Annotated in this window: 10 protein-coding genes; 8 read left to right on the top strand and 2 right to left on the bottom strand. The window is 58.4% G+C overall.

Annotated features, from left to right (window positions below):
* Positions 1 to 27: 27 nt before the first annotated feature.
* Positions 28 to 1,977: a CASTOR/POLLUX-related putative ion channel gene (locus FGO67_RS04725; RefSeq protein ID WP_203299539.1), complete on the bottom strand. Its 1,950-nt coding sequence runs from the start codon at positions 1,975 to 1,977 to the stop codon at positions 28 to 30.
* 163 nt (positions 1,978 to 2,140) lie between these two features.
* Between FGO67_RS04725 and FGO67_RS04720 the strand changes: the two genes are divergently transcribed.
* Positions 2,141 to 3,142: a ChaN family lipoprotein gene (locus FGO67_RS04720; protein ID WP_203299538.1), complete on the top strand. Its 1,002-nt coding sequence runs from the start codon at positions 2,141 to 2,143 to the stop codon at positions 3,140 to 3,142.
* Positions 3,143 to 3,150: 8 nt separating this feature from the next.
* On the opposite strand, the gene FGO67_RS04715 is transcribed toward FGO67_RS04720, so the two are convergent.
* Entirely contained in the window at positions 3,151 to 4,218 is a 1,068-nt protein-coding gene (locus FGO67_RS04715; protein ID WP_203299537.1) for a beta-N-acetylglucosaminidase domain-containing protein, read from the bottom strand.
* Between the two features lie 152 nt (positions 4,219 to 4,370).
* On the opposite strand from FGO67_RS04715, the gene FGO67_RS04710 reads away from it, so the two are divergent.
* The 7 genes from FGO67_RS04710 (at position 4,371) to FGO67_RS04680 (ending at position 11,801) form a co-directional block, all read left to right on the top strand.
* Entirely contained in the window at positions 4,371 to 5,423 is a 1,053-nt protein-coding gene (locus FGO67_RS04710) for an acyltransferase family protein (RefSeq protein WP_203299536.1), read from the top strand.
* Between the two features lie 110 nt (positions 5,424 to 5,533).
* Positions 5,534 to 5,992 carry an ATPase gene (locus FGO67_RS04705; protein ID WP_203299535.1) on the top strand — a complete coding sequence of 153 codons (459 nt, stop codon included), beginning with the start codon at positions 5,534 to 5,536 and terminating at the stop codon, positions 5,990 to 5,992.
* Positions 5,993 to 6,136: 144 nt separating this feature from the next.
* Positions 6,137 to 7,213 carry a TRAP transporter substrate-binding protein gene (locus FGO67_RS04700; protein ID WP_203299534.1) on the top strand — a complete coding sequence of 359 codons (1,077 nt, stop codon included), beginning with the start codon at positions 6,137 to 6,139 and terminating at the stop codon, positions 7,211 to 7,213.
* Positions 7,214 to 7,315: 102 nt separating this feature from the next.
* Positions 7,316 to 7,861 (top strand): TRAP transporter small permease subunit, encoded by a 546-nt coding sequence (locus FGO67_RS04695; protein WP_203299533.1) that lies wholly within the window; start codon positions 7,316 to 7,318, stop codon positions 7,859 to 7,861.
* Positions 7,858 to 9,153 (top strand): TRAP transporter large permease, encoded by a 1,296-nt coding sequence (locus tag FGO67_RS04690; RefSeq protein WP_203299532.1) that lies wholly within the window; start codon positions 7,858 to 7,860, stop codon positions 9,151 to 9,153. Before FGO67_RS04695 ends, FGO67_RS04690 begins: the two co-directional genes overlap by 4 nt.
* Before the next feature lie 210 nt (positions 9,154 to 9,363).
* On the top strand, positions 9,364 to 10,677 hold the full coding sequence (locus tag FGO67_RS04685; RefSeq protein WP_203299531.1) for an SAM-dependent methyltransferase: 1,314 nt from the start codon (positions 9,364 to 9,366) through the stop codon (positions 10,675 to 10,677).
* Complete coding sequence (locus FGO67_RS04680) at positions 10,677 to 11,801, top strand: NAD(P)/FAD-dependent oxidoreductase (protein ID WP_203299530.1); 1,125 nt, start codon at positions 10,677 to 10,679, stop codon at positions 11,799 to 11,801. Before FGO67_RS04685 ends, FGO67_RS04680 begins: the two co-directional genes overlap by 1 nt.
* The last annotated feature ends 19 nt before the right edge of the window (positions 11,802 to 11,820 follow it).

Raw genomic sequence — 11,820 nt, 5'->3', positions numbered from 1 at the left:
CCGGGTATCGCTCTTCTACCCTACCCTTTAGCCCGTCAAACTCAACACCACCAAACGGTCACCTGGCTGTAAGTCCAGGTACTCCCTCCGTGGCGGATTCAAATGCAGGTGCCGCCCCTGAGCATTGGCCTTTTGCCGGAACACACCCAGTGCAATTTCGCCCTCGTCGGCCAGAATGCGCTCCAGCAGATGGAAATCAACGCTGCCGGGAAGCGGGTAATCGCTCGGATCACGGAACTGGATTTCCGCACCACCTACTGTAAACAATTCATCCAATACCACTCTTAGTTCTCGGCGCAAGGCGACCTGGGCCAGGATATGGCTGAGAATCATCGGGCTGATCAGCATCTCGCTGCGGTGCTCATACAGCAGCGGCCGGTTATCCGGATCACTGAGCTCAAGAATCAGGTGAGGACGGCGCTCTTTCTCCATCAGGATATCTTCAAGCTGCAGGTACCCGACCATCGCCCGGGCATCAGCCTCCTCCCCCGAGGCCAGACGGTCACTGCTCAAAAGGACGACCGAATCGTATGAGGATGGATCAAGCCGCCGCAGCTCTCCCTCCACCATATAGTCCGCTTCAACATGATGGCAGTGGACCGTTGGGTGATCGCCCACATAACGGGAAATCGCCAGCGACCGTTCGGCGGCGGGCACCACCGATACCAGGTCCAGCGAAAACGACTGATTGCTGTAACTTCCAAACTCCTCGACCAGGCTGGGCACGCGCCGGTTCCAACCAAGTACGAGCACCCGCTGCCCAAGGCCGGCACCATTACGGACGGCCACCTTTGGCTCCAGCCGGTCAACTGGCGGCAGAGTCGGCCGCTTGGCATTTGGTTCCGTTTCGGAATAATCCCTGGCCATCATGATGACCCGGTCACTTGCCTCAATACGAGTAGCCGACGGCGCCACCAGCCGGACATCCCACCCCTTGCCAACCGGGCGCAACAAGCCCAATACAATCACGTTCGGCCGCGCCGACGCCAGCTCCGCCAGCGACAAACCTGCGATCGACTCCCCCCCCCGAACATAGATGCTGTTGCCTTCGGAGCCGGTCAGCAGTTCGTTGTAAACCTCGGACAGCCCCGGATGAATGATGTTCTGAACTATCAGCGAGCTGATCGAGGCATCCCCTGCGACCACTTCCACCTCGCCGGGATAAGCTCTCTCGATAACCGGCAGTTTGCGCACGTCCTGAATCTCGGCCACCACATACGGCAGGGAGGACTGGTACTGACGAGCCTGGGCGGCAATGGACAGCAGCGCCTTCACGGTTTCGACATCGGAAGTCACCAAGCTACCAACGCCCTGGGTGGCGCTGGGCACGATCACCGCCGCCGCATCAAGACAGGCAACCCGGTGCAAGGCGTCCGGCTGAATGGCAGAGCCCGACCGCAAAATGATCTGGCGCGCGCGCCGCCGAATACCCGGTTCACTCCGGAGCTCATGCACCTGCTCGGCGGAGGCATCCTCGGACAGCACCACCAGGTTCAGTTTCTGGGTGTCGTGCTTTTCCAGAAAGCGCCGCATTCGGCCAGACGAGCTCAGCAATTCCGACAACAACGGCAGTGTCTGGCTGGTCCAACCTAGTACGACGATGTGATTTTTCAGAGTGACCGGCGTCAGCCCGCGTTCCAGGTCGGCCATTTTGGCGATCAACCAGCGGGTCAGGATGGCCACCAGAGTACCCATGAACACCACGTAACCGCTGACCGTCAGCAGAGTGGAGACAATACGCTGCCAGGTGCCGACATCATCCCCGAGGTAACCGGGATCGGTCAGTCTGAGAAAGGCCCACCAGATCGCCGAACCAGCGTCGTCGAATGACTCACCCAGCGGGACTACCAGGAGGCCGCCCACCAGCGAGATCAGGGCGATGAACGCAGCCACCACCAATAACTGGAAACCGGCCCCTTTCACCAACTGGCGTTCGACCAGGAACTTGATTCGATCAACAATCCGGAAGGGGAGCATGCGTGGTCCTGTTCTGAGTGAGCAAATATCCTGCTAGCATAGCTGACAATCACCTGATTTTCCGAGCCTTTCCCCTAATTATCAGCACCTTCCCCAGCATTCCCGCGGGACCAGCTGACGATCATCAGGACCCATTGCGGCCCGGGTTTCGTATACTGCTTCCATGAGACCTCTACCGATTGCCCTGCTCCTCTCCACGCTGATCACGTTGGCAGGCTGCGCCACAGCCTTGGCTCCGCCGGCGACGCTTGAGGCCCCTGAAACCCAGTACGATGCCATCATCGTGGACGCCGACAAAGGTACTTCGCTGAGCATTGCTGCCTTGGCGGACGCTCTCACAGAGGCCGATGTCATCGTCGTCGGGGAGTATCATGGCCACCACGGCGCGCACCTTTTGCAGTCGAGACTCCAGGCTGAACTGCACCGCCAGAATCCGGACCTGGCACTGACCATGGAACAGTTTGATCTGGACCGCCGGCGAGAGCTGGACCGCTACCTCGCCGGGGAGACGGGTGAGGCAGAACTGATTGAGGACGCCAACGCCTGGGACAACTACCGGGCCTCATACCGTCCGCTGATTGAGTTGGCCAAGGCCCGGACGATTCCCGTGATCGCCGCTAATGCGCCGAGCCAGGTTGTCCGCTGTGTCGGGCGCCAGGGCCCTGATTACCTCGACACCTTGCCAGAGGATGTTCGCGCGCAATTACCCGCGAATCCCTTTACCGACATCCCGGGCTACCGGGAGAAATTCGTAACCGCGCTGACGGGCGGTCATGGTATTGGCGAAGAAGGTTTGAATGAGCGCATGCAGAACACCTACAAGGCGCAACTGCTCAGGGACAACACCATGGCGGTGGAGATTCTGCGTGCCCGCGAGCGGTATCCGGGGCACCAGATCCTGCATCTGACAGGTACATTTCACAGCGAAGAGCGACTGGGCACGGTGGCGCTGCTGAAGCAACGGGCACCCGAACTGGATGTGGTGGTGCTGACGCCAATATTCTGGCCCCAGGGGCAGAGCCAACCGGACCTGGAAGACCAGCGCAGCAAAGGTGACTTCCTGTACTTTCTCCAGCCCCTGCCCAAGGAATATCGCGATGCCGAGCGTGGGCGGGCAGCCATGACCGCTCGCTTTAGCCGACCGAATTTGCCGGGTTGCGACTGAACGCCGCCTTATTGGGTAGCCACCATCTCATCGGTCACCTGATACTCGCCCCGGAGCCAACGCAGAATTTCCTCGGCTGCCGGATGGCTAAAGGCGCCATAGGTGCTCTCCAGGCTTGCGCGCTTTTCAGCACCAATGCGGCCCAGCCCGGCGTCCTGCAGCACCAATAAATCGGTCAGTATCTGATCCGCCAGGTCCCGCCCCAGAGCCTCCCGGGCCGCATGCCGGAGCGAATGGCCATACTGATAGTCCGGGCCCAGGCGGTAGGATTCCGCCAGGGTAATTGCCGGCACAGTGGTCAGCGTTGGCTGCAACGCCGGGTTGATGCCGTGGCCCGCGATATGGGCGGCATTAGCCGCTGGCCGGCCGGTGAAGCCGCGCAAATGCAGGTGCTGGGACATGCGGTCGCCGTCATTGACCGGGTAGTTATCCCACAGCACCGGCTTTCGCCCAAGCACATCACCCACCCGCTTCAGGTGTCCCGGTGAAATTTCCCGTGAACAGACCTCTTCGCCGGTCCAGAAGATATTGACCTCATGGTCCAGTTTACGCCCAAGGGTCTCCAGATAATCGGCAGGACGCTCCCCGAACACACGGTCTAACACCCGATCGTCGGAGTAATAGCTGGGGCAGACGCTGAGCTGTCGGACCGAACTGTGGTCCCGAACCCAGGCCACAATCTCGGCCTGGGTTTGTGCCAGGGCGGGGGTGTCCGAGCGCATGTCATCAAACAGGATCGCCAGTTCATCGATGCCCATGCGATCGAGCAAGGCCAGCTTCCGGGCGAGTGCCGCCCGAGCCTCGTCGTCAAAACGATTAAAGATCTCGAACGGGCTTAAACCAACCCCAAAGCGCACGCCTTCGTCCCGGCAAAAACGGGCGAAACCGGCCAGCTCCGCCGCCGTCTCCGCAGGATGGGGCTCCTGCCAGCGCCGCCGAAGGAAGGCATCGGCCTTGGGTGCGTACAGGTAAAAGCCGTAGCCGTGGGGTGCCAGGGCACGCACCAGGTGGCGGCGTTCCTGCCAGCTCCACATCGGGCCATAGAAACCTTCGATGATGCCTAACGTGGTTGCCATGGTCGCAACTCCCTGCCTGATGAAAGAAAACCGCTGGCTTGCGCCCCTGCGGATTAACACATGGTATAGCCGCGGCAAGCATACCGTAGGTCACGACCGTATTGCCCACCCCGAATGCAGGCTATTATAGCGATATCGAAAAGGACCGACTTATGACCACCTCTCACAACCGGTTAGCCAGCCTTGATGCCTTGCGTGGTTTGGCCGCGCTTGTAGTCGTGTTGTTCCACTACCTACCTTACTACGACAAACTGTACGGCCACGGGTTCGAACTCCCGGCCATCCTGAACAGCAGTCTGTTGTTCGGGCGCTACGGGGTCCATCTGTTCTTTATTCTCAGCGGCTTTGTGATTTTCATGACGCTTGAGCGCACCTCCAAGGCCGGCTGGTTTGGCCTGGCCCGCGCCTTTCGTCTGCTGCCTGCGCTCTGGGCGGCCATTGCGCTCACTTTCATCTCCGTGCACTGGCTCGGCCCGGAAAGCCGGGCTGTCACCTTCGAAACCGCTCTGCTAAACACCACCCTGCTTCATGAATACTTTGGTATGAAACATGTCGACGGTGCCTACTGGAGCTTGGTGGTGGAGGTTACCTTCTACAGCTGGATGGCTCTTCTGTTCTTCAACCTCCGAAGTTGGACGCAGCTTCGCGCAGCCTTAACGGCCTGGATAATAATCAGCTATATCGGCGTGCTCTGGTGGAAACAGATCCCAGAAGGAATCGAGTTTCTGGTCAAGGACCTGTTGTTTGTGAAATACGCCCCGCTGTTTGTGGCCGGCATGCTGATTTATCGACGCCACCGTTACGGGGGCGGTTCGGTCTTCGACAACGCCCTGCTGATCGCCAGTATTGGGCATGGCCTGTTCGCCTACAAAATGCCTTACAGCCTCTTTGTCCTGGGATGCTTCGGAGTCTTTGCCCTCGCGGTTTACGGCCGGCTGCCATGGCTGGCTAACCGCCCCATGCTCTGGCTCGGCAGCCTGTCCTACAGTCTGTACCTGGTGCACCAGAATATTGGCTACGGTGTTATCGACCTGAGCTACCGGTCGGGTCTGCCAGGATGGCTTGGCGTCGGACTGGCACTGGCAACCGCCTTGGCTCTGGCCGCGGCCATTCACTACTCAGTGGAAAAGCCGGCACTGGCCCGATTTCGAAGCTGGCGGCAAAAGACGGAAACCACGGCAGCCGAGCCTGCCGCGCCGAATTAAGCCAAGTCCTTGGAATGCTTCGAAGCCCGCTGTCGCAACTGGCGAAATGTTGGCTAGACTGAAAAATAACGCTTTGCTCCCAGAATGCACGCCGGTCTCAGGAGGCCGTGATGGAAATAAAAACCTTCGAGGATCTCATCGACTGGACCCGCCAGTTGCACCGGCATTTGGCTGAGAGCCTGCACGAATCCGCCGCCAAAGCCCAGAATGAACGCGCCAGCGCGTTGCTCGACTATGTCAGCAGTCACGAAAGCATGCTGGAGAAGGCGGTCATGGAGTTCGAAAAACAGGCGGACTCGAAAGCGATGAAGACCCGCCTTTACGATTACGGCAATCACGAACCCATCGAAAGCCATCGCACCTGCGACACTCACTACGCCGACCTGGATTTCGATGGCATCTCACGTGAGGTTTTCGATTTTCACGATCAGGTGATGGATCTGTATGACGCCCTGATTGGCAAAGCAGAAATTCCCGAAGCGCGCACGCTGCTGGAGGATCTGAAAGCCCTGGAAGAGCATGAAGCTATGAGGTTGGCACGCCAGATTGGCCGGATGGATGATATGTAAACAGCCGTACGACCTAGGTCGTAGATATGGCCAGTTTTCGTTCCGTTTCCTAACGATAATTGTTAACTTGGGCTACCGTTATGAGTTAACTCCTCCTACCCGGAGGACGCTCTGAACAAAAAACGATAAGAGGATTGAAGAGCAATGAAGATCCGTTCTGTTCTTTCCGCGGCTGCGCTGGCTGTGGCAACGACCTTTGCCGCCTCGCAGGCGCTCGCTCAGGATACGTTTACGCTCCGCCTTGCCGAAACCTGGGGTCCAAACTTCCCTATTTTCGGTGATGCGTCAAAAAACATGGCCAAAATGGCCGAAGAGATGTCCGATGGCCGTCTGCGCATCCGCATCGACTCTGCCAACAAGCACAAAGCCCCATTTGGCGTGTTTGACATGGTTAAAGCCGGTCAGTACGACATGGGCCACTCCGCGTCTTACTACTGGAAAGGCAAGGTACCCAACACCCTGTTCTTCACCAGCATGCCTTTCGGCATGAATGCCATGGAACAGTATGCCTGGTTCTACCATGGCGAAGGCATGGAGCTGATGCAGGAAGTGTATAACCCGCACAACCTGATGTCCTTCCCGGGTGGTAACACCGGCATCCAGATGGGTGGTTGGTTCCGCAAAGAGATCAAATCCGTTGAAGACCTGCAGGGTCTGAAGATGCGTATTCCTGGCTTCGCCGGCGAAGTCTTTGCTGAAGTCGGCGTAAGCCCGACCAACATTGCACCGGGCGAGCTCTACACTGCGCTTGAGCGCAACACCATTGACGCCGTTGAGTGGGTAGGTCCGGCTTTGGATCTTCGTCTGGGCTTCCAGCAGATCGCCGACTACTACTACACCGGTTGGCACGAGCCGGCAACCGAGCTGCAGTTCCTGGTCAACAAGAAGACCTGGGAGAAGCTGCCCGCTGACCTGAGAGAAATTCTGCGTGTTTCCATGCGCCTGGCGTCATACGAAATGCTGGTTCAGTCACAGCACGAAAATGCCAAGGCCTGGGCAAGCATTCAGGAAGAGTATCCAAACGTTCAGATCAAGAAGTTCCCGGACGAAGTCTTCCAGGCCATGAAGGAGGCGAACGATAAGCTGCTGAAAGAAGCCGCTGCAGGCGACGAACTGGCCGCCAAGATCGTTAAGTCTCAGCAGGAGTACCTTGAGCAGTCCCGCGCTTACACTGATATTTCTGAGCGCGCGTACCTCAACACGATGGGCGAAGTCGAGTAAGATAGCGCCTCAAATCGAGCCGGGATTGCTCTCAGAGTGGTCCCGGTTTCGTTGTTTATAGTAGCTGAAAAAAACGCCAACCCGCTTGGCGGAGGATTGTAAATGCGGTGGATTATCAAACTGGACGAGGGCCTGGCCCGATTGTCCAATCTCTGTGGCTGGGTCGCCTGTATCGCGATGATACTAATGGCCGTAAACGTGTTTTACGACGTAGTGTCCCGCTACGCCTTCAATGAAGTATCGATCGGCATGCAGGAAATGGAATGGCACCTGTATTCCATCGTTTTTTTGTTTGGTATTCCCTACGCACTCCGCACGGATGGCCACGTTCGCGTAGACGTTTTCTACACCAACTGGAGCAACAAGGCCAAGGCCTGGGTTAACCTGGTTGGCGCCGTGATCTTTGTACTCCCGTTTGCCTACCTGATTGCCACCTACGGCTACGCCTTTGCCCTCGACTCCTACAGCATGGGTGAGGGCAGTGGCGATCCCGGCGGCCTGCCCCATCGCTACCTGATCAAATCGGTCATTCCCATCACGGCATTTTTCATCGCCACTGCTGGCCTGGGCATGATCACTTACGCCCTGCGAGTGATGTCCGGCGAGAAAAGCTATGCCTCTGAGCACAGCGCGGGAGGTCTGGCATGATCGGTATGATTATGTTCGGCGTCGCCATGCTGATGCTGATGGCAGGTTTCCCTGTCGCCTTTACGTTCGGTGGTGTCGCACTGTTCTTCGGTATTTATGCCGAGGGCATGGATCTGTTTGCGTTCATGCCGTTCCGGATCATGAGCGTAATGCAGAACACCGTTCTCATGGCTGTGCCCCTGTTCATCTTCATGGGCGTGGTGCTGCAACGCACCAAGCTGGCCGAGCAGTTGCTCACCTCCATGGGCCGGCTGTTCGGTGGCCTGCCGGGTGGTCTCGCCATCTCCACCATCCTGGTAGGCGCCTTGCTGGCGGCCTCCACCGGTGTGGTTGGTGCCAGCGTGGTGGCCATGGGCTTGATTTCCCTGCCAGTCATGCTGGCCCACAAGTACGACAAGCGTCTGGCCACCGGCACCATCTGTGCTTCGGGCACCCTGGGGCAGATCGTTCCACCGTCGATCATCCTGATCATCCTCGGCGACGTCATCGGCATCCCCGTCGGCGACCTGTTCAAAGCTGCAGTCTGGCCGGGCGTTGTCCTGATCGGCCTGTACATTGCCTACATCCTGATCTTGACCCGTCTGAAGCCGGAAACCGCACCGGCAATGCCGCAAGATCCGTCGCACTCACGTAAGCAGGAGGTCGTGTCGGCCCTCCTCGCGATCATTCCGCCACTGGCGCTGATTGTGATCGTATTGGGCTCCATCTTCAGCGGCATCGCCACGCCCACCGAGTCCTCGGCACTCGGCGGCGTTGGCGCCGTAGTTCTGGCTCTCATCTACAAGCAGTTTTCATTCAAGATGGTCTGGGACAGCGCCAAGGATACCGTCAAGGTAACCGCTATGGTGTTTGCAATTTTGATTGGCGCCACTGCGTTCTCGATGGTGTTCAGCTACACCGGCGGCGACTACCTGCTGGAAGAGTGGCTGCATATGCTGCCGGGCGGTCAGTGGGGCTTCATTATCCTGGCGATGCTGGTGATACTGATCCTCGGCTTCTTCATCGACTTCGTGGAGATCTCGTTCATCATCGTGCCGATTCTGGCGCCGATTGCCGAAGCCATGGGTATCAACATGCTTTGGTTCGCTATCCTGATCGCCATGAACCTGCAGACGAGTTTCCTGACCCCGCCGTTTGGCTTCTCGCTCTTCTATCTGAAAGGGGTGGCACCACCGGAGGTCCGAACGGTGGACATCTACCGAGGGATTATCCCGTTCATTCTGATTCAGATTCTGGTATTGGCACTGATCGTGATCTTCCCCGAATGGTTCGGGATGAGTTCCACCTACTGACCCCTCTGAAAAACCGGGCCTTATGGCCCGGTTTTTTATGTCGCTATCCCTCGTTTCCAGCCTTTTCACGCCCTAACCTGACAAAATCCCAACCTTTTCTATACTGAACACTGAACCGGCGGTTCCCGGATGAACAGACGGGACACGTGCCTGTGCACATTCGCACAAAGGGCCGCGATGTTTAGGTCAGGCAAAGGGAGAGAGGGATCCATGACAGACAACACCGCCCAGAAAACCGAGCAAACGGGCCGTGAATCCACACCACACGTGCTAACCCTACCGCTGGAAGCAGCACAGACCGACCGTAACCCTCACAACTACGAACGCTGGCTTATCGCCAAACTCATGCACATGGCCGGATCGCCTCCCATTCGGTTCCAGCTGTGGAACGGCGACGTCATTGATCCCAAGGATCAGGAAATCCGTTTTGCCCTCCACCTGAAAGACCCAAAGGCGCTCTATTCCCTGGTCGCCAACCCCAACCTGGCCTTTGGCGATCTTTACAGCGCGGGCAGGCTCGACGTTGAGGGCGACCTGCCGGATCTGATGGAAACCCTGTATCGATCGGTACACGCCGCGCGCCAGGAATGGCCAAAATGGCTGGACGCACTCTGGCGCAATCACAACCCGCGCTCCACCGGGATCACCGAAGCCAAGGAAAACATCCACCACCACTACGATCTGGGCAACGAGTTCTACCAGTTATGGCTGGATCAGGCAGAAATGCAGTACACCTGTGCTTACTACGAACGTCCCGACCTGACCCTGGAGCAGGCGCAACTGGCCAAGCTGGAACACGTCTGCCGCAAGCTCCGGCTCAAACCTGGCATGACCGTGGTCGAGGCCGGCTGTGGCTGGGGCGGACTGGCCCGTTACATGGCCCGTCACTATGGCGTGAAAGTGCACTCCTACAACATCTCCCGGGAGCAACTGGTCTATGCCCGTGAGCAGGCCCGCCAGCAACAGCTGGACCATCTGGTTGAGTACGTGGAGGACGACTACCGAAATATAAAAGGTCAGTACGATGCCTTCGTATCGGTCGGCATGCTCGAACACGTCGGTAAGGAGAATTACCCGGCGCTGTCGGCCCTGATCAAACGCAGTCTCAAACCCGACGGCATTGCCTTGCTCCACAGCATCGGCCGTAACCGGCCCATGCTGATGAATGCCTGGATTGAAAAACGGATTTTCCCGGGGGCCTACCCGCCCAGCATTGGCGAGTTCATGGAGATCTGTGAACAGGGTGATTTCTCAGTGCTCGACGTGGAGAACCTTCGGCTTCACTACGCCCAGACCCTGAGCCACTGGATGGATCGGTTCACGGAAAACCAGGATCAGGTGTCAGAAATGTACGATCAGCACTTTACCCGGGCCTGGCGCATGTATCTGGCCGGCTCCATTGCCGCGTTCCGGGCCGGCTCACTGCAGCTTTTCCAGGTAGTGTTCACTCACGGTGCCAACAACCGGCTGCCACAAAGCCGACAAGACCTCTACACAACGCCCGCAGCACCGGAGCAAGCGTGATGGACTACTACGACCTGATCATTGTTGGCGCCGGCCCTGCAGGCTCCACCCTGGCCCAAAGCCTGCAGGACAGTGGCAAACGCATACTATTGATCGACAAACAGGATTTCCCACGGGACAAGACCTGCGCCGGCTGGGTCACGCCAGCAGTGATGAACACCCTGAAAATCGATCGCGACGATTACAGCCGCGGCCGAACCCTGCAACCCATCCGACGCTTCCGCATCGGTATGATGGGCCAGTCACCGGTGGAAAACGACCATGGTGATGTGGTCAGTTATGGCATTCGCCGGTGTGAGTTTGACACCTACCTGCTAGACCGGGTGACCGCGCCAAAGATGCTCTCCACACCCGTGAAAAGCATCACGCGCGCGGGCGGCAACTGGCAGGTCAACGGCACCTGGGAAGCACCGCTGATCATCGGTGCCGGTGGCCACTTCTGTCCGGTGGCGCGATTACTGGGCGAGGGCCCCGGCAGTCACGAAACCATCGTTGCCGCCAAGGAGGTCGAGTTCGAGATGACGCCGGAGCAGGCGCAAACTTGCCAAGCCCGGGGTGACACCCCGGAACTCTGGTTTTGTCGCGACCTCAAGGGCTACGCCTGGGTGTTCCGCAAGGAGAATTACCTGAATATCGGCCTGGGCCGGGAGGATAATCATCGGCTGACCGAGCACCTGGAAGCCTTTGTGCAAGACATGAAAGACACCGGCCGCATCCCCTCCGACCTGCCGGGCCGGTTCAAAGGCCATGCCTATCTGCTCTATGCCCACGCCGAACGGCCTTTGGTCGACGACGGCATTCTGCTGATTGGCGATTCCGCCGGACTGGCCTACACCCAGAGTGGCGAAGGCATCCGGCCGGCCATTGAATCCGCCCTGATGGCGGCCGATGTTATCCGCGATGCGCAGGATTATTCGGCATCGTCACTGCAGCTCTACGGCGATGCCATCGCCGAACGCTTCGGCACCCGGGCCACCGAACTGGAGCAAGCCTGGCAGGTGCCCGACTGGATCAAGACGCCACTGGCTACCACGCTGATGCGCTCCCACTGGTTCACCCGGAAGGTAGTGACCGAAAAGTGGTTCCTGCATCAGCAGGTTCCGCCTCTTGAAGTCGCCGTCTAATATCGTCTGGGCACAAAAA

This window comes from Marinobacter sediminum (genome assembly GCF_016820575.1).
GTDB lineage: Bacteria > Pseudomonadota > Gammaproteobacteria > Pseudomonadales > Oleiphilaceae > Marinobacter > Marinobacter sediminum.
The sequence above is the reverse complement of the archived record's forward strand: the minus strand, read 5'-3'. Positions and strand labels throughout refer to the sequence as shown.

Bases quoted from the DNA above. Each gene is read 5' to 3' on its own strand.
- FGO67_RS04715 (WP_203299537.1), bottom strand. From the start codon at position 4,218: ATGGCAACCACGTTAGGCATCATCGAAGGTTTCTATGGCCCGATGTGG.
- FGO67_RS04720 (WP_203299538.1), top strand. From the start codon at position 2,141: ATGAGACCTCTACCGATTGCCCTGCTCCTCTCCACGCTGATCACGTTG.
- FGO67_RS04680 (WP_203299530.1), top strand. From the start codon at position 10,677: ATGGACTACTACGACCTGATCATTGTTGGCGCCGGCCCTGCAGGCTCC.
- FGO67_RS04725 (WP_203299539.1), bottom strand. From the start codon at position 1,977: ATGCTCCCCTTCCGGATTGTTGATCGAATCAAGTTCCTGGTCGAACGC.
- FGO67_RS04695 (WP_203299533.1), top strand. From the start codon at position 7,316: ATGCGGTGGATTATCAAACTGGACGAGGGCCTGGCCCGATTGTCCAAT.
- FGO67_RS04705 (WP_203299535.1), top strand. From the start codon at position 5,534: ATGGAAATAAAAACCTTCGAGGATCTCATCGACTGGACCCGCCAGTTG.
- FGO67_RS04690 (WP_203299532.1), top strand. From the start codon at position 7,858: ATGATCGGTATGATTATGTTCGGCGTCGCCATGCTGATGCTGATGGCA.
- FGO67_RS04685 (WP_203299531.1), top strand. From the start codon at position 9,364: ATGACAGACAACACCGCCCAGAAAACCGAGCAAACGGGCCGTGAATCC.
- FGO67_RS04710 (WP_203299536.1), top strand. From the start codon at position 4,371: ATGACCACCTCTCACAACCGGTTAGCCAGCCTTGATGCCTTGCGTGGT.
- FGO67_RS04700 (WP_203299534.1), top strand. From the start codon at position 6,137: ATGAAGATCCGTTCTGTTCTTTCCGCGGCTGCGCTGGCTGTGGCAACG.